14 protein-coding genes are annotated in these 16829 nt (G+C 68.1%); 5 read left to right on the top strand and 9 right to left on the bottom strand.

From position 1 onward, the window contains the following. Positions 1-13: 13 nt before the first annotated feature. The 5 genes from ABIN76_RS01975 to ABIN76_RS01955 form a co-directional block, all read right to left on the bottom strand. On the bottom strand, positions 14-415 hold the full coding sequence (locus ABIN76_RS01975; RefSeq protein WP_346958049.1) for a cytochrome c oxidase subunit 4: 402 nt from the start codon (positions 413-415) through the stop codon (positions 14-16). After that, positions 412-2136, bottom strand: coding sequence for a cytochrome c oxidase subunit I (gene ctaD, locus ABIN76_RS01970; protein WP_346958048.1), 1725 nt, complete (start codon positions 2134-2136; stop codon positions 412-414). Before ctaD ends, ABIN76_RS01975 begins: the two co-directional genes overlap by 4 nt. A 12-nt stretch (positions 2137-2148) precedes the next feature. Continuing rightward, a complete protein-coding gene (gene coxB, locus ABIN76_RS01965; protein WP_346958047.1) occupies positions 2149-3021 on the bottom strand; it encodes a cytochrome c oxidase subunit II in 873 nt (290 codons plus the stop codon). Between the two features lie 205 nt (positions 3022-3226). Then, positions 3227-3616 carry an iron-sulfur cluster assembly accessory protein gene (locus ABIN76_RS01960; protein WP_138769282.1) on the bottom strand — a complete coding sequence of 130 codons (390 nt, stop codon included), beginning with the start codon at positions 3614-3616 and terminating at the stop codon, positions 3227-3229. Between the two features lie 171 nt (positions 3617-3787). Continuing rightward, positions 3788-5212 (bottom strand): dipeptidase, encoded by a 1425-nt coding sequence (locus tag ABIN76_RS01955; protein WP_346958046.1) that lies wholly within the window; start codon positions 5210-5212, stop codon positions 3788-3790. Positions 5213-5321: 109 nt separating this feature from the next. On the opposite strand from ABIN76_RS01955, the gene ABIN76_RS01950 reads away from it, so the two are divergent. Further along, positions 5322-5921, top strand: coding sequence for a DUF3043 domain-containing protein (locus tag ABIN76_RS01950; RefSeq protein WP_346958045.1), 600 nt, complete (start codon positions 5322-5324; stop codon positions 5919-5921). A gap of 109 nt (positions 5922-6030) precedes the next feature. Here ABIN76_RS01950 and ABIN76_RS01945 read toward each other — a convergent pair whose 3' ends face one another. Further along, positions 6031-7104, bottom strand: coding sequence for a quinone-dependent dihydroorotate dehydrogenase (locus ABIN76_RS01945; protein ID WP_346958044.1), 1074 nt, complete (start codon positions 7102-7104; stop codon positions 6031-6033). Between the two features lie 90 nt (positions 7105-7194). On the opposite strand from ABIN76_RS01945, the gene ABIN76_RS01940 reads away from it, so the two are divergent. Genes ABIN76_RS01940 through ABIN76_RS01930 form a run of 3 tightly spaced genes read left to right on the top strand, consistent with a single transcriptional unit; the run spans position 7195 to position 11004 of the window. Beyond that, complete coding sequence (locus ABIN76_RS01940; RefSeq protein WP_346958043.1) at positions 7195-8904, top strand: FAD-binding dehydrogenase; 1710 nt, start codon at positions 7195-7197, stop codon at positions 8902-8904. Between the two features lie 55 nt (positions 8905-8959). Continuing rightward, positions 8960-9946: an alpha/beta hydrolase gene (locus tag ABIN76_RS01935; RefSeq protein ID WP_346958331.1), complete on the top strand. Its 987-nt coding sequence runs from the start codon at positions 8960-8962 to the stop codon at positions 9944-9946. Next, entirely contained in the window at positions 9946-11004 is a 1059-nt protein-coding gene (locus tag ABIN76_RS01930; RefSeq protein ID WP_346958330.1) for an alpha/beta hydrolase, read from the top strand. Before ABIN76_RS01935 ends, ABIN76_RS01930 begins: the two co-directional genes overlap by 1 nt. A 40-nt stretch (positions 11005-11044) precedes the next feature. On the opposite strand, the gene ABIN76_RS01925 is transcribed toward ABIN76_RS01930, so the two are convergent. The 3 genes from ABIN76_RS01925 to leuA all read right to left on the bottom strand — a co-directional run bounded on the left by ABIN76_RS01925 (position 11045) and on the right by leuA (position 14500). Continuing rightward, positions 11045-11884, bottom strand: a complete 840-nt coding sequence (locus tag ABIN76_RS01925; RefSeq protein ID WP_346958042.1) for an isoprenyl transferase — start codon at positions 11882-11884, stop codon at positions 11045-11047. A gap of 2 nt (positions 11885-11886) precedes the next feature. Beyond that, positions 11887-12642, bottom strand: coding sequence for a DNA repair protein RecO (recO, locus tag ABIN76_RS01920; protein WP_346958041.1), 756 nt, complete (start codon positions 12640-12642; stop codon positions 11887-11889). A 118-nt stretch (positions 12643-12760) separates the two neighbouring features. Then, positions 12761-14500, bottom strand: coding sequence for a 2-isopropylmalate synthase (leuA, locus tag ABIN76_RS01915; RefSeq protein ID WP_346958040.1), 1740 nt, complete (start codon positions 14498-14500; stop codon positions 12761-12763). Positions 14501-14752: 252 nt separating this feature from the next. Between leuA and ABIN76_RS01910 the strand changes: the two genes are divergently transcribed. Further along, positions 14753-16705 carry a M13-type metalloendopeptidase gene (locus ABIN76_RS01910; protein WP_346958329.1) on the top strand — a complete coding sequence of 651 codons (1953 nt, stop codon included), beginning with the start codon at positions 14753-14755 and terminating at the stop codon, positions 16703-16705. Positions 16706-16829 lie beyond the last annotated feature (124 nt).

The following is a 16829-nucleotide window of genomic DNA, read 5'->3' as shown; positions in this document are numbered from 1 at the left end:
TCAGTGCCAGGCGCTAGTGCGCGTGGTCACCGCGGCTGTACTCGTAGACCCAGCCCACGAGCGCCACCACGGCCAGGCCGCCGGCAATGAACGTGATCCAGAAGCCCACGGCCAGGCCGAGGAAACCACCAGCGCAGGACAGTCCCAGGACCAGCGGCCACCAGCTCCAGGGGCTGAAGTGGCCCTGCTCGCCGGCGCCTTCGTGGATCTCAGCATCGCTGCGGTCCTCGGGACGCATCCCGACGCGCCTGCCGGTGAAGCCCAGGTAGGCGCCGATCATGCCGGCCAGCCCGCCAAGCAGCAGGATACCGAGGATGCCGACCCACTCCGACCAGCCGGTCAGGAAGCCGTAAATCACCGAGACCGGGACGAAGAAAAACACCCCGAGTCCAAAAATCCTTGATTCGATCTTCACTGGGCGGTGTCCTTCTGGTCGGCGTTACCGAGCGCCGCTGCTGCCGGGGCAGGAGAGTCGACGGTGTAGTTCTGGGAAAGCTCGGGGTGGTGCAGGTCCAGGGCAGGACGCTCCGAGCGGATCCGCGGAAGCGAGGTGAAGTTGTGCCGCGGCGGCGGGCAGGACGTCGCCCATTCGAGCGAGGCGCCGAAGCCCCACGGGTCATCGACCATTACCTTTTCGTTGCTGCGCCAGGTGATATACACGTTCCAGAAGAACGGGATCAGCGAGGCACCCAAAAGGAAGGAACCGTAGGTCGAGAACTGGTTCATCCACGTGAAATTGTCCTGCGGCATGTAGTCCGCGTAGCGGCGGGGCATCCCTGACACACCCAGCCAGTGCTGGATCAGGAAGGTAGCGTGGAAACCCAGGAAGAGCATCCAGAAGTGGATCTTGCCAAGGCGCTCGTTGAGCATCTTGCCGGTCCACTTCGGCCACCAGAAGTAGAAGCCGGCGAACATCGCGAAGACGACAGTGCCGAAAACCACATAGTGGAAGTGTGCAACAACAAAATAGGTGTCCGAGACGTTGAAGTCCAGTGGCGGCGAGGCCAAGATGATGCCCGTCAATCCACCGAAAAGGAACGTCACCAGGAAGCCGATGCTCCACAACATGGGGGTTTCAAACGTTATCGAGCCCCGCCACATTGTGCCGATCCAGTTGAAGAATTTTACGCCGGTCGGAACAGCGATCAGCATCGTCATGAAGGAGAAGAACGGCAGCAGGACCGAGCCAGTGACGTACATGTGGTGTGCCCACACAGTCACGGAGAGGGCGGCGATGGAAATCGTTGCGTAGACCAGGCCCTTGTAGCCGAAGATTGGCTTGCGGCTGAAGACCGGGATGATCTCAGAAACGATCCCGAAGAACGGCAGCGCGATGATGTATACCTCGGGGTGGCCGAAGAACCAGAACAGGTGCTGCCAGAGAATGGCGCCTCCGTTTTCCGGATCGAAAATGTGGGCACCGAAGCGGCGGTCCGCGCCGAGAGCGAACAGGGCGGCAGCCAACGGTGGAAACGCCATGAGCACCAGGATGGCGGTGACCAAGGTGTTCCAGGTAAAGATCGGCATCCGCCACATGGTCATGCCGGGGGCGCGCATGCAGATGATCGTGGTGATGAAGTTGACCGCGCCGAGGATGGTGCCGAAGCCGGAGAGCGCCAGGCCGAAGACCCACAGGTCCCCGCCCACCCCGGGACTGAAGGTCGTGTTGGACAGGGGAGCGTACGCGAACCAGCCGAACGAGGCGGCCCCCTGCGGGGTGATGAAGCCTGAGACGGCGATCGTGGAACCGAACAGGAAGAACCAGAAGGCCAGCGCGTTGAGCCGCGGAAAGGCGACGTCGGGGGCGCCGATCTGCAGCGGCATGATGACGTTGGCGAAGCCGGCGAACAGCGGGGTCGCGAACATCAGCAGCATCACGGTGCCGTGCATGGTAAAGAGTTGGTTGTACTGCTCTTTGGTCTGCAGGATCTGCATGCCGGGCTCGAAGAGCTCGGCACGGATCAGCAGCGCCATCACGCCGCCGAGGCAGAAGAAGACGAAGGACGCGATCAGGTACATGTACCCGATGGTCTTGTGATCGGTCGACGTAATCCAGTTGACGACGATGCGCCCCTTGGATTTGGGTACTACGGGAGCCTCAAGGATCCCGGAGGGCTGAGAGTAGGTCGTTGCCACTTCGCGCTCCCTTTACTTGTTCTCAGTCTTGGCCGGGAGACGGTCGTACTCTTCGTCGAGCAGCCCGGTCTTGCCGTCCTGGCGGAGTTGCTCCAGGTGTGACTTAAACTCCGACTCGGAGACAACCTTTACCCGGAACAGCATTTCGGAATGGTACTCGCCACAGAGTTCGGCGCACTTGCCGTCGTAGGTTCCCTCTTTAGTGGGGGTGAACCGGATGTAGTTGGTCTTGCCCGGGATCATGTCGCGCTTCTGCAGGAAGGCCGGAACCCAGAAGGAGTGGATGACGTCGCGCGAGTTGAGCTCGAGGTCGACGGACTTGTTGACCGGCAGGTACAGGGTCGGCAGCTTCTCCTTGTCCACTGCTGCTCCCGTGAGGGTCGTCTGCACACCGGCATCGTAGACGTTCTCGGCGATGACGTCCCCCTTCTTGTAGTTGAAGTCCCAGGCCCACTGCTTGCCGCGGACGTCGACGACGACATCGGCCGGCTGGGAGCGGTCATCAATCGCCTGCTGGTCGCGGTCGGTGAAGTAGAAGAAGACCAGGACCATAAACAGCGGGATCGTCAGGTAAAAAACCTCGAGGGGCAGGTTAAAGCTGTTCTGGCGGGGGAAGCCCACAGTGCCCTTCCGCCTCCGGTAAGCGACAATGCACCAGATCACCAAGCCCCAGGTAATGATGCCGACGACCAGCGCGGCAATCCATGAGTTGACCCAGAGGTCCATGATGCGGCCAGTGTTGCTGGTGGTGCCACGCTCAGTGGGCAGCCACCCTTTCTGTACCTCTGGTGAACATCCAGTCAAAGCCAACGCGCCGGCTAGTGCCAAGCCAGTGATCGTAGTGATCTGTTTGCGTCGGCTGCCGGTTCGGTTCTGCGAACTCACAGACGGCCCTTCCTACTTGTTGCTGTCGCCCGGCCGCCGATGGCGTTCCGGGCACACTAAAAGTTTTACTACTCGATGTAGAGCTTACCGCTCCCCACGAGTTTTCGCCCACATGTCCGCGCCGTGCGTCGGTGGAGTTTTCGACGCTTCCGGCAACCGCTCCCAGGACGGCACTAAGGCCGGGCTGGTTGCCCGGCCTCAGGCCTTAGTGGAAGGAATCTCCGCAGGCGCAGGATCCGCCCGCATTCGGGTTATCAATGGTGAATCCCTGCTTCGAGATGGTGTCCTCGAAGTCGATGCTGGCCCCGCTCAGGTAGGGGACGCTCATCTTGTCGACGACGACTTCGACGCCGTCGTAATCGCGGACGGCGTCGCCCTCAAGGAGGCGCTCGTCGAAGTAGAGCTGGTAGATCAGTCCGGAACAACCGCCCGGCTGCACGGCAACGCGGAGCCGAAGATCAGTGCGGCCTTCCTGTTCCAGCAGGCTGCGGACCTTGCCGGCAGCGACGTCGGTCAGCTGGACCTCGTGGCTGGCCAGCTCCTGGTCCGCCTGGACGGTGGTGTCGGCGCTGTTTTCATTGGTTGTAGTGCTCATGGCCTACCTTCTTACGACGGTGGTGGCGGCTCCGCCTGCGCGGTGCCCGCCCCTACTTAAACGGTATGGGCTATAGCTACATGCTACGTCGATCAGCCCTCTAGCTCTAACTCCTTGCGTAACCGTCAGCACCGGCTGGATGTTCCCCCGGAACGCCGTGAAGACAGGGCCTCAGGCGAGGCCCTCGGCGTTCAGCCGGGCCAGCAGCAACGCCTCTGCCACGATCGCGTTCCTGAAGTCCTCCAGGTGCAGCGACTCGTTGGCGCTGTGGGCGCGGGAATCGGGATCCTCCACGCCCGTGACCAGGATCTGCACGTCCGGGTACAGCTCGGTGAGGTCGGCGATGAACGGGATGGAACCGCCGATGCCGGTTTCGACGGCCGGCACGCCCCAGGCCTCGCCGAGCGCCCACATCGCCAGGCGGGCGGCCGGCGAGGAGGTGTCCGTCAGGAAGGCGTTGCCGCTCTCCCCCGGGGTGAAGACCACCTCGGCGCCGAAGGGGGCGTGCGATTCGACGTGCCGGCGGACTGCCTCCATGGCGTCGGCCGGGTCCTGCCCGGGGGCCAGCCGCAGGCTGAACTTGGCACGGGCCCGCGGCAGCAGGGTGTTGGAGGCGACGTCCACGGCGGGCGCGTCGAAGCCGATGATGGACAGGGCGGGTTTGGTCCACATACGCGAGGCGATGGACCCGGTGCCGGCGAGCTTCACGCCGTCGAGCACCGAGGCGTCGTTGCGGTATTCCTCTTCGGTGAGGTCGACGGCGGCGTCGTCGCGGCTGACGAGGCCCTCGATCGCGACGCTGCCCTCGTCGTCGTGCAGGGTGGCGATCAACCGCGCCAGCAGGGTCGGGGCGTCCAGCACGGGGCCGCCGAACATGCCGGAATGGACGGCGTGGTCCAGGACCTTGACCTCGATGGTGCCGTCCACTAGGCCGCGCAGGCTGGTGGTGAGGGCCGGGATGCCGACCTTCCAGTTGGAGGAGTCGGCGACGACGATCACGTCCGAGCGCAGCAGTTCCCGGTGGGTCTCCAGGAAGGAACGGAAGGTGGGTGAACCGGCTTCCTCCTCACCTTCGAAGAAGAAGGTCACGCCCAGGCCCAGCTCCGCCCCCAGCACGCGGGTCACGGCGGAGTAGGCTGCGACGTGGGCCAGGATGCCGGCCTTGTCGTCTGCGGCGCCGCGGCCGTAGAGGCGGCCGTCGCGTTCGACGGCGGTGAACGGCTCGGTCTCCCAGAGCGCGAGGTCGCCGGTCGGCTGGACGTCGTGGTGGGCGTAGAGCAGGATGGTTGGCTTGCCGGCCGCGGCGGGGCGGCGCGCGACGACGGCCGGGCCGCCCGGGCTGCCGTCCTCCTTGTCGCAGCGCAGGATCCGGACGTCGTCGAAGCCGCTGGCGCGGACCAGTTCGGCGACGGCGTCGGCGCTGGCGTTCAGCGGGGCAGGATCGAAGCTCGGCCAGGCGATGCCCGGAATCGCCACGAGCTCCTTCAATTGCCGGACGGTGGCGTCGAAGGAGTCGTTGACGGCCTGGCGGAGGGCGCCGGCATCGATGGAGCCGACGGCGGAGGGCTGCGGGTTCCCCGCGGGTGATGAAGTCATGGCCAAAACACTACCCGTGTCCGGCATCACTACAAACAGCGCCACAGCGGCCCGAGGGCCCCGGTGTGGGCTGGGTCTCGGGCCACCTGCCGCAAGGTATTCTGTAGGGGTGTTTGGACGTAAAAAGGAAGCGCCCTCGGCGCAGGACGTAGTTGACCAGCAGGTGGCCGAGGCAGCAGCCCGGGACGCCGCAATCGGCAAGGGCGCACCCACGCCCAAGCGCAGCGCGCAGGTGGCGGCCCGCAAGCGGCCCCTGGTGCCGGAGGACCGCAAGGCCTCCAGGGCCGCCGAGCGCACCGCCATCGCGGACCAGCGGCTCAAAATGCGCCAGGCCATGGATACCGGTGACGAGAAGTTCCTGCCGCTGCGGGACAAGGGCCCGCAGAAGCGCTTCGCCCGCGACTATGTGGACGCCCGGTTCAGCCTCGGCGAGTACCTGATGTTCGGCGCCCTCGTTTTCGTTGTGATCTCCCTGCTGGTCCCGGCGAGCAGCGAACAGATGATTTATGTCCTGGGTGGTTTCTGGGTGATGTTCCTGGCCGTCTTCGTGGACGTATTTATCCTGTCCCGGAAGCTCAAGAAGCGCCTTGCGGAGAAGTTCGGCGAGGTCGAGCGTGGCACGGTCTGGTATGGCTCGATGCGCTCCCTGCAGTTCCGCCGCCTCCGCCTGCCCAAGCCGCAGGTCAAGCGCGGCGAATTCCCCGCCTGAATCCGGCCAGCAAAAAGCCCCCGGCAGTTGGACTGCCGGGGGCTTTTGCGCGTCCGGGACCTGTGCGCGCCGTCCGGACCGGCCGGTCCGCCCCGCGCGGAAGTTCCGGTCAGGGCCGGACGGGCCGCTTCGCCAGCTCGCGGTTGATCCGCGCCGCCCAGAAGGGGCCCTCGTAGAGGAACGCGGTGTAGCCCTGCACCAGGGTGGCGCCGGCCTCGAGCCGGTCCCGGACGTCCTGGCCGGATTCGACCCCGCCCACCGAGACCAGCGTGATCGCCCCGCCCGTGGCGGCCTTGAGCCGGGCCAGCACTTCCAGCGAGCGTTTGCGCAGCGGCGCACCGGAGAGTCCGCCGGCGCCGCAGGCTTCGACCTGTTCCGGGCTGGAGACCAGGCCGGTGCGGGCAATGGTGGTGTTGGTGGCGATGATGCCGTCCAGCTTGAGGTCCAAGGCCAGCCGGGCGACGTCGGCGATGTCCTCGTCGCTGAGGTCCGGGGCGATCTTGACCAGCAGCGGCACGTGCCGGCCGGCCGCGCTGTCCGCCGCCTCCCCCACGGCGGCCAGCAGCGGCCGCAGCGTGTCGACGTCCTGCAGCAGGCGCAGCCCCGGGGTGTTCGGGGAACTGACGTTGACCACCAGGTAGTCGGCGGCGGGGGCCAGGCTGCGGGCGCTGACAAGATAGTCCGCCACCGCGTCCTCGAGCTCCACCACCTTGCTCTTGCCAATATTGACCCCGATCACCGGGCGGACGCCCGGGTAGCGGCGTTGCAGGGCTGCCCGGGCGGAGCGGAGCCGGGGCGCCACCGCGGCGGCGCCGTCGTTGTTGAAGCCCATCCGGTTGATCACGGCCCGGTCCGCGATCAGGCGGAACAGCCGCGGCGCCGGGTTGCCGGGCTGGGCCTGGCCGGTGATCGTGCCCACCTCGACGTGGCCGAAGCCGAGGTCGGTCAGTGCTTCGATGCCGTGGCCTTCCTTGTCGAAGCCGGCGGCGAGCCCGAACGGCGAGGGAAAGGTCAGGCCGAAGGCCTCGGTCCGCAGCGACGCCGCGGGGGCGGTAAAGCGCTGCAGGGCCCGTGCGGCGCCGCAGCGGTTGGCCAGCCGGATGCCCAGGAAGCCGATCTTGTGGGCGCGCTCGGCGTCCATCCAGGAGAAGGCGAGCCGGAAGAAGGTGGGATATACGCGCATGCCCCTAGTTTTCCGGTTCCGGCCGCGCAAACCAAAACAGGGGAACCGCACCGGACAAAACCGCACCCCGCCGGGCGCTAGCATGAAGCCATGACCAGCGAGGATGCAGTCCACAGCAGCGTGCCCGGCGCGGGCTCCGGCGCTTCGCCCGGCGCCCGGATCGAGGCCGACGTCGTGGTGGTCGGCGCCGGACTCGCCGGGCTAGTGGCCGCGGCGGAGGCCTACACGGCGGGCCGGCGGGTGGCGTTGCTGGAGCAGGAGCCGGAGGCTTCGGCCGGCGGCCAGGCGCACTGGTCCTTCGGTGGCCTGTTCCTGGTTAACACCCCGGAGCAGCGCCGGCTGGGCGTCCGCGACAGCGCGGACCTGGCCCTCGCCGACTGGCTGTCCTCCGCCGCCTTCGACCGCCCGGAGGACGACCTCGCCCGCCGGTGGGCTGAGGCCTACGTGGATTTCGCCGCCGGCGAGAAACGCGCCTGGCTCGCCTCGCTCGGCATCGGGCTGTTTCCACTGGTGCAATGGGCCGAACGGGGCGGCTACGGCCCCGACGGCCACGGCAACACCGTGCCGCGCTTCCACGTCGTCTGGGGCACCGGCCCGGCGCTCGTCGCTCCGTTTCTCGCGAAGCTGCGCGAGGGTGTGGCCGCCGGGCGGGTTTCCTTCCACTTCCGGCACCGGGCGACCGAACTGGCGACGACGGCGGGCCGGCTCAGCGGCGTCCGCGGCGAGGTCCTGGAGTCCAGCGCCGCCGGCCGCGGCGAGCAGTCATCCCGCAGCGTCACCGGCTCCTTTGAAGCGGTCGCCGGGTCCGTCGTGGTCACCAGTGGCGGGATCGGCGGCAACCACGGCGCGGTGCGGCGGCAGTGGCCCGGCGGCGGCGCCCCCGCGGCCATGCTGAGCGGTGTGCCGGCCTCTGTGGATGGGGAATTCCTCGCCGCGGTGGACCGCGCCGGCGGCCGGCTGATCAACGGCGACCGGATGTGGCACTACCCGGAAGGCATCCACAACTACGATCCGGTCTGGCCGCAGCACGGCATCCGGATCCTGCCCGGACCCTCGGCGCTCTGGCTCGACGCCACCGGCAGGATGCTCCCGGCACCGCTGTTCCCGGGCTTCGACTCGCTCGGCGCGCTGCGGCACATCCTCCGCACCGGCCACACCCACTCCTGGTTTGTGCTGAACAAGGCCATCGCGCTGAAGGAGTTCGCGCTCTCCGGCTCCGAGCAGAACCCGGACCTGACCGGCAAGGACGTCCGCCAGCTCGCCGGCCGCCTCAAGCGGTCCGGGGACAGCCCGCTGCAGCGCTTCCTGGACCGCGGCGTGGACTTCCTGCAGGCCGGCAGCCCCACGGAGCTGGCCGCGAAGATGAACGCGCTTGCCGGCACGCCGCTGATCGACGCCGCCGAGCTGGACCGGCTGATCCGGTCCCGGGACCGCCAGTTCGCGAGCGGGCTGGGCAAGGACCCGCAGCTCGCGGCCATCCGCGCCGCCCGCCGCTTCGCCACGGACAAAATCATGCGGGTAGCCCCGCCGCACCGGATGCTTGACCCCCGGCACGGGCCGCTGCTGGCGGTGCGGCTCTCCGTGCTGACCCGCAAGAGCCTCGGCGGGATCCAGACCGACCTGCACTCCCGGGTCCTGGACGACGACGGCGCTCCGGTCGCCGGGCTGTACGCCGCCGGTGAAGCGGCCGGATTCGGCGGCGGCGGCATCCACGGCTACCGCGCCCTGGAAGGCACCTTCCTGGGCGGGTGCCTGTTCTCGGGGCGCACGGCCGGCCGCGCCGCAGCCTCGGCCCTGTAACCGGCGGGGCCAACCAATGAACCGGCGGATGAACCGAGAGAACGGGAGGGACCAGATGGACTGGCAGACCGACATCCTGGGCCAGGACTTCGCGGCCTGCGCGTTCCAGGCCGCCGGCCCGGACGGGGTGGAGCGGACCGCCACCCTGGTCCGGCACCTCCCTTCAGCCGGCTCCGGCCCGGCTCCGCGGCGGGCAGTGCTCTTCCTGCACGGCTGGAGCGACTACTTCTTCAACGAGGAGCTCGCGGAGTTCTGGACCGGCCAGGGTTTCGGCTTTTTCGCCCTGGACATGCACAACCACGGCAGGAGCCTGCGGCCCGGCACACACGGCGGCTACGTGGCGGACCTGGCCGACTACGACGCCGAGATCACCGCTGCGATCGGCATCATCGAGTCCCTGGGCCCCCAGGGGTCCCCTCCCCCGCCGGTGACGCTGATGGGACATTCCACCGGCGGCCTCATCGCGGCCCTGTGGGCGAGCCGGCACCCGCGGGCCGCCGCGTCGCTGGTCCTCGACAGCCCTTGGCTGGAGATGCACGGCAGCCCGGCGGTCCGCCGGGCCGCGCGGACCATGGTGGAGCCGCTGGCCCGCTTCCGGCCCGAGTCCGTGATCCGGCTGCCGGAGCGTGCCTTCTACTGGCGCAGCATCAGCAGCGCCGCCGAGGGCGAATGGGTCCTGGACGACAACTACCGGCCGCCGCGGGCCTTCCCGGTGCGGGCAGGCTGGCTCAGCGCCGTGCTTGCCGGCCAGTCCCGGGTGGCCCGGGGGCTCAACATCGACGTGCCCATCCTGGTGATGATTTCCGGTGCCAGCGCCAACGGCATGTTCTGGAAGGAGTCCATGCGGCGCACCGACGCGGTGCTGGATGTGAACACGATTGCGTTGCGCGCCCTGAGCCTGGGGCGCACGGTGACCCTGGAGCGGATCGACGGCGCCTTGCACGACGTTTTCCTGTCCGCGCCGCGGGTCCGCGCGGACGCCTATGCCCGGCTGGCCCGCTGGATCCGGGCCTACGTCCTGGACGACGGCGGTTCCGCGTGATGCTTCCGGCGGAGACACTGCGGTGGCGCCCGGATGTGCTGGGGAGCCGGTTCGAGTCCCTGGAGCTGCCGCTGCTGCCGGACGATGAAGGACCCGTCGTTGCCACCCTGGTCCGGCACGCCGCAGCGGCCGGTCCGGCGGGCTGTACGGAGGCCGGCCCGGCGGACGGTGCCGCTGCAGAGGCCCCGGACACTTTCGGGAGCCGGGCGCCGGAGAAAGTGGTCCTCTACCTGCACGGCTGGGCCGATTACTTCCTGCAGACCGAACTCGCCGAGCAGATCGCGGCCGCCGGCTTCCATTTCTACGCCCTGGACCTGCGGAAATTCGGGCGCAGCCTGCGCAGCTGGCAGACCCCCGGCTACACCACCGACCTGGCAGTCTATGACGAGGACCTCGCCGCCGCGTTTGCTGCCATCACCGCCGATGTGGCGTCCCGGACGGGCAGCGCCGGGACGCCCACGGTGCACCTGCTCGCGCACTCCCTCGGCGGCCTCGTCGCGGCCCTGTGGGCGGACCGGAACCCGGGAGCACTGGGCACGCTGGTGCTGAACGCACCGTGGCTGGAACTGCAGGGCAGCAGCCTGATCCGGAACATCGCCATGCAGTTGGTGGAACCGCTGGCGCGCACCGACCCGCGGCGGCCGTTGCTGCTGCCCAGCATGCCCGGCTACTGGGACAGTGTGAGCGGCTCGGCGCACGGCGAATGGGACCTGGATCCGCAATGGCGGCCCCGGGCGTCGTTCCCGATCCGGCCGGGCTGGACGAAGGCGGTCCTGGCCGGCCACGCAGCCGTCCAGCGGCGGCTGGACATTACCTCGCCGGTGCTGGTGATGCTGTCCGGCCGCACCCACATCCAGGCCGACTTCTCGGAGGCGCTCATGGACGTCGACGCCGTGATCGACGTCGAGGAAACTGCGCGGCGGGCGCTGGGGCTGGGCCGCCGGGCTGCCGTCTTCCGCTACCCCGGGGCCATTCACGACGTTTTCCTCTCCCGGCGCGCGGTGCGGCAGGAGGCCTACCACGACCTTCTGCTCTGGTTGAGCCTCTACCCCGGCTGACCCCCCAGGCGAAAGCTGCCCGTGCCGGGCGGGCAGTCAGTCAGGCGCCGCCGGCGGGGGCCGCGGCGTCCACCGCGCCGCCGTAGCGGCGGTCCCGCTGGGCATAGATCTCGACGGCGTCCCACAAGGTGCGCCGGTCCACGTCGGGCCACAGCGTGTCGAGGAAGACAAACTCAGCGTAGGCGGACTGCCAGAGCATGAAGTTGGACAGCCGCTGCTCCCCGGAGCTGCGCAGGAACAGGTCGACGTCGGGCAGGTCCGGCTCGTCCAGGTACTTCTGGATGGTGCGTTCGGTGATGGCACCGGGCTTGAGCCGGCCTGCGGCCACTTCCTCGGCGATGGCGGAGACGGCGTCGGTGATTTCCGCCCGGCCGCCGTAGTTAACACACATGTTCAAGGTGCAGGTGCTGTTACCGCGGGTGTATTCCTCGGCCTCTTCGAGTTCCCGGATCACCGAGCCCCAGAGTTTGGGCCGGCGGCCGGACCAGCGGATCCTGACGCCCCACTCGTCCAGCTGGTTCCGCTGCCGACGCAGCACATCCTTGTTAAATCCCATCAGGAAGCGGACTTCCTCGGGCGAGCGGCGCCAGTTCTCGGTGGAGAAGGCGTAGACGCTCACGTGCTCGATACCGAGTTCAATGGCCCCGGCCATCACATCCAGCAGCGCCGGCTCCCCCGCCTTATGGCCCTCGATCCGCGGCAGGCCCCGCTGGTTGGCCCAGCGGCCGTTGCCGTCCATCACGATCGCGACGTGCCGCGGAATGAACTCCGCCGGGATCGCGGGCGGCACCGCCCCGGAGGGGTGCGGATACGGCGCCACCACGTCGGCGCTGCGCCGGCGCACCGGATTCTTGGCTGGGGTCTTTTTGCCTAGGGCCACGGTCAGGTTCGCTCCACATGTTTGAGGGATTTCAGGACACGTTCCAGATGCCACTGCAGGTAGCTGGCCACCAGGCCGGCAGCCTCCCGGCGATGGACCGGGGCGGAGGCGTCCGCCGCCCCCCAGTCACCGGTCAACAGCGCCCCCAGCAGCAACACGGTCTCCCCGGCCGGAGCCGGCGAACCCGGCGGCCGGCACTGCGCGCAGACCATGCCGCCCAGCGGGGCGGAAAACGCGGTGTGCGGCCCCGGCGCGCCGCAGCGGGCGCAGTCGGTGAAGCTGGGTGCCCAGCCGCCGGTGGACAGCGCCCGCAGCAGGTAGGAATCCAGGATGAGTTCGGGGGCGTGATCGCCGCGGCTCAGCGAGGCCAGCGCCCCGACCAGCAGGTTGTACTGCGCGGTTCCCGCCTCGCCGTCGACGTCGGTGAGCTTCTCGGCGGTTTCGGTCATCGCGGCGGCGACGGTGTAGCGGCCGTAGTCGGCGGCGATGCTGGACCCGTACGCGCCCTTGGCGACAGCCTGCGTCACCACGTCCAGGGTGCGCCCGGAGATGAGCTGCAGGTCTGCGACCATAAACGGCTCGAGCCGCGCACCGAACCGGCTGGACGTGCGGCGGACGCCCTTGGCGACGGCCCGGACCTGGCCGTGGTGCTTGGTCAGCAGGGTGATGATGCGGTCAGCCTCGCCCAGCTTATGGGTACGCAGGACCACGGCATCGTCGCGGTAGGCACGCGCAGCAAAGGAGGAAGGTTGGGCCACAGTTAATCTTCGCACTGACTTTGGGCAATAGCCGCCATTGGGAAAACCAGTAGGGCCGGCAGACACCGCCGCGCCGCCGGAAACCCCCGGCGGCGCGGCGTCTGCCATTGGGCGCCGCTTAGGTGCGGGCGTCCCGGATGGCGCGGTTGACGGCGGAAATGACGGCCTTCAGCGAGGCCATGGACGTGTTGGCATCGATCCCGACGCCCCACAGCACGCGCTCGCCCACGGCGCATTCGACGTAGGCCGCGGCCTGCGCGCTGCCGCCCTCGGACAGGGCGTGCTCGCTGTAGTCCAGCACGCGGACGTCGACGCCGTCCTCGCGCAGGATGCTCAGCAGGGCCGCGATCGGGCCGTTGCCGGTTCCCGTGCGGCGCAGCGGCTTGCCGTCCACCTTGAGCGCCGCGGTCAGCGTCATGGTCCCGTCCTCGTCCGATTCGGTGCTGACCGCGCCGAGCGCGTAGCGGCCCCACTGGGCTTCGGCGGCGGCGGAGGGCAGGTACTCGTCCTGGAACAGCTGCCACAGCTGGGCGCCGCTGACTTCGCCGCCCACCAGGTCCGTGCGGCGCTGGATGACGCCGGAGAACTCGATCTGCGCGCGGCGCGGCAGGTCCAGGTTGTGCTCGTTCTTGAGCAGGTACGCAACCCCGCCCTTGCCGGACTGCGAGTTGACCCGGATGACGGCTTCGTAGCTGCGGCCGAGGTCCTTGGGATCGACCGGCAGGTACGGGACCTGCCAGGCGTAGTCGGCCACGTCCTTGCCGGCGGACGCTGCGTCCTTTTCCAGGGCTTCCAGGCCCTTCTTGATGGCGTCCTGGTGCGAGCCGGAGAAGGCCGTGAAGACGAGGTCGCCGCCGTAGGGTGAGCGTTCGGCGACGGGCAGCTGGTTGCAGTACTCGACAGTGCGGCGGACGTCGTCGATGTCGGAAAAGTCGATCATCGGATCGATGCCCTGCACGAACATGTTCAGGCCCAGGGTGACCAGGTCGACGTTGCCGGTCCGCTCGCCGTTGCCGAACAGGCAGCCTTCGATCCGGTCCGCCCCGGCCAGGTATCCCAGTTCGGCGGCCGCCACGCCGGTGCCGCGGTCGTTGTGCGGGTGCAGCGAGAGGATGATGCCCTCCCGCGGGTGCAGGTGCCGGCTCATCCATTCGATGGAATCGGCGTACACATTGGGGGTGGCCATCTCGACCGTGGCCGGCAGGTTGATGATCACCTGGCGGTCGGCGGAGGCTTCGAAGACGTCGGCGACGGCGTTGCAGACGCGCACGGCGTAGGCGAGCTCGGTGCCGGTGAACGACTCCGGCGAGTACTCGTAAGTGATGTGGGTGTCCTCGAGGGTTTCCTCGTACTTCTTGCACAGCCGGGCACCCTGCAGGGCGATGTCGAGGATTCCGTCTTCGTCCTGGTTGAACACGACGCGGCGCTGCAGGACCGACGTCGAGTTGTAGAGGTGCACGATGGCCTGCTTGGCGCCGACCAGGGACTCGTAGGTCCGCTCGATCAGGTGCTCGCGGGCCTGGGTCAGGACCTGGATCGTGACGTCGTCCGGGATGTGGTTGCCCTCGATCAGCTGGCGGACGAAGTCGAAGTCCGTCTGCGAGGCCGAGGGGAAGCCGACTTCGATCTCCTTGTAGCCCATCCGGACCAGCAGATCGAACATCTTCATCTTGCGGGCCGGGCTCATCGGGTCGATCAGGGCCTGGTTGCCGTCACGCAGGTCAACCGCGCACCAGCGCGGGGCCTTGGTGATGACTTTGTCCGGCCAGGTGCGGTCCGGCAGTTCGACCGTGATCAGGTCCTGGAACGGGACGTAGCGGTGGACCGGCATTCCTGAGGGCTGCTGTGCGTTTCGCATTACTATCGGGGCCTTTTCTGTGGTTCCTGGTGAAAGGGTGGCCGGGCAACACAAACTCCGCAGCGAGGTTTGGCCTTGCGCTAGATCGCGTCTGAGGCCTCGCCGCGGCAGCTAAGAAGAAGCAGTTCTGCGCGCACATTTTCACAGTAACACGGGTGCGTAAGATGAAGGAGCCATACCTCCGTAACGTCCACCATGCAGACGCTGGACCGGCGCCAGGCCCGGTTCAGCGTCCCACTCGAAGGAGCATCAGTGCCGCTTTCCGGGATCGACAAGTCCACCATCGACGACGGCGTCCGCCCCCAGGACGACCTGTACCGGCATTTCAACGGCGGCTGGCTCAAGAGCACGGCCATCCCGGACGACCGGCCCCTGGAGGGCACATTCACGGCACTGCGCGACGGCTCGGAACTGGCGGTCAAGGAGATCATCCTGGAGGCAGCCGGCCGCGGCGAGGCCGCCACCGGCATCGAACGCAAGATCGGGGACCTGTACAACAGCTTCATGGACGAGGAGTCGGTGGAGGCCAAGGGCGCCGAGCCGATCCGGGAACGCCTGACCGAGGTGTTCGCCACCGGGTCCGTGGCCGAGCTGGTCCGGCTGGCCGGACGGCTCTTCCGCGCCGACGTCTCCGGACTGTTCTACATTTACCCGGCACCGGATGCGGGCAACCCGGACCGGATCCTGCTTTACACCGGCCAGGGCGGACTGGGCCTGCCGGATGAGTCCTACTACCGCGACGGAAAGTTCGCGCCGACGGTCCAGGCCTACCGGGAGCACGTCCGCACCATGTTCGACCTGGCCGGCGTCGCCGACGCGGAGGCAGCGGCGGGCCGGGTGGTGGAGCTGGAGACCTCGCTCGCCTCCCACCACTGGGACAAGGTCACGCTGCGCAATCCGCAGAAGACGTACAACCTGAAATCGGCCGAGGAAGTGTCGCAGCTGTTCCCGCTGTTGTCCGCCTGGTTCGACGCCGCCGCCATCGCGCCGGAGAAGCGCACCGAACTCGTGGTCAGCACGCCGGACTTCTTCGCGGGCGCCGCGGCGCTGCTGGAGTCTGTGCCGCTGGCCACCTGGCAGGAATGGCTCGCCATGCGGGTGGTCAGCGCGGCCGCACCATACCTGTCGGCCGCGTTCGTGGACGCCAATTTCGCCTTCTACGGCACCACACTGAGCGGCACGCCCCGCAACCGGGACCGCTGGAAGCGCGGCGTCGCCGTCGTCGAAGCGGCCCTCGGCGAGGCAGTGGGGCAGATCTACGTCGCCCGGCACTTCCCGGAAAGCCACAAGGAGCACATGCGTTCGCTGGTCGGCAACCTGATTGAGGCGTACCGCGACTCCATCACCGGACTGGCCTGGATGGGCGAAGAGACCAAGGTGGAGGCCTTGAAGAAGCTGGATTCCTTCCGGGCCAAGATCGGCTACCCGGACAAGTGGATCGACTACTCCGCGGTGGTGATCGACGAGGCGGACCTGCTGGGGAACGTGGAGCGCGCGCACAGCGCCGACGTCGACCGGCACCTGGACGAGGTGGGCAAGCCCGTGGACCGGGAAAAGTGGCTGATGACGCCGCAGACGGTGAACGCCTACTACCACCCGCTGCTGAACGAGATTGTGTTCCCGGCCGCCATCCTGCAGCCGCCGTTCTTCACCGCCGACGCCGACGACGCGGTGAACTACGGCGGCATCGGCGCCGTGATCGGCCACGAGATCGGCCACGGCTTCGATGACCAGGGCTCCCAGTACGACGGCAGCGGCCTGCTCCGGAACTGGTGGACCGAGGCGGACCGGACCGCGTTCGAGGCACTGACCTCCAAGCTGGTGGCCCAGTTCGACGCCCTCTCCCCGGCCGAAGCCGCCGGCCACCACGTCAACGGCAAGCTGACCCTCGGTGAGAACATCGGCGACCTCGGCGGCCTGACGATTGCCTACAAGGCGTACCTGATCAGCCTCGGCGGGCAGGAGCCGCCGGTCCTGGACGGACTCACCGGCGCCCAGCGCTTCTTCGCCTCCTGGGCCGCGAGCTGGCGGCAGGTCATCCGCAGCGAGGAGGCCATCCGCCGGCTCGCCACGGATCCGCACTCCCCCAACGAGTTCCGGACCAACACCATCGCCAAAAACCTCGACGCCTTCCATACGGCCTTCGGAACCGCGGAGCAGGACGGGATGTGGCTCGCGCCGGAGGAACGCGTCAGCATCTGGTAGCCGGTGCGCGCTGCCGCCGACGACACGACGGCGGCGACAGACAGATGACAGCGGCGGGCCGGGGGGTGATTGAACTGCTCCCCGAAAGTTGGACTGAGAATTCAGTTCTGACTTTCGGGGAGCA

It is taken from the genome of uncultured Arthrobacter sp., assembly GCF_964021775.1.
GTDB lineage: Bacteria > Actinomycetota > Actinomycetes > Actinomycetales > Micrococcaceae > Arthrobacter.
This window is presented reverse-complemented; position numbering and strand designations above follow the sequence as displayed.

What these genes read in the sequence shown, in the direction of transcription:
- ABIN76_RS01960 (WP_138769282.1), bottom strand. Translation starts at nt 3,616, where the DNA reads ATGAGCACTACAACCAATGAAAACAGCGCCGACACCACCGTCCAGGCG.
- ABIN76_RS01955 (WP_346958046.1), bottom strand. Translation starts at nt 5,212, where the DNA reads ATGACTTCATCACCCGCGGGGAACCCGCAGCCCTCCGCCGTCGGCTCC.
- ABIN76_RS01945 (WP_346958044.1), bottom strand. Translation starts at nt 7,104, where the DNA reads ATGCGCGTATATCCCACCTTCTTCCGGCTCGCCTTCTCCTGGATGGAC.
- ABIN76_RS01940 (WP_346958043.1), top strand. Translation starts at nt 7,195, where the DNA reads ATGACCAGCGAGGATGCAGTCCACAGCAGCGTGCCCGGCGCGGGCTCC.
- ABIN76_RS01935 (WP_346958331.1), top strand. Translation starts at nt 8,960, where the DNA reads ATGGACTGGCAGACCGACATCCTGGGCCAGGACTTCGCGGCCTGCGCG.
- ABIN76_RS01930 (WP_346958330.1), top strand. Translation starts at nt 9,946, where the DNA reads ATGCTTCCGGCGGAGACACTGCGGTGGCGCCCGGATGTGCTGGGGAGC.
- leuA (WP_346958040.1), bottom strand. Translation starts at nt 14,500, where the DNA reads ATGCGAAACGCACAGCAGCCCTCAGGAATGCCGGTCCACCGCTACGTC.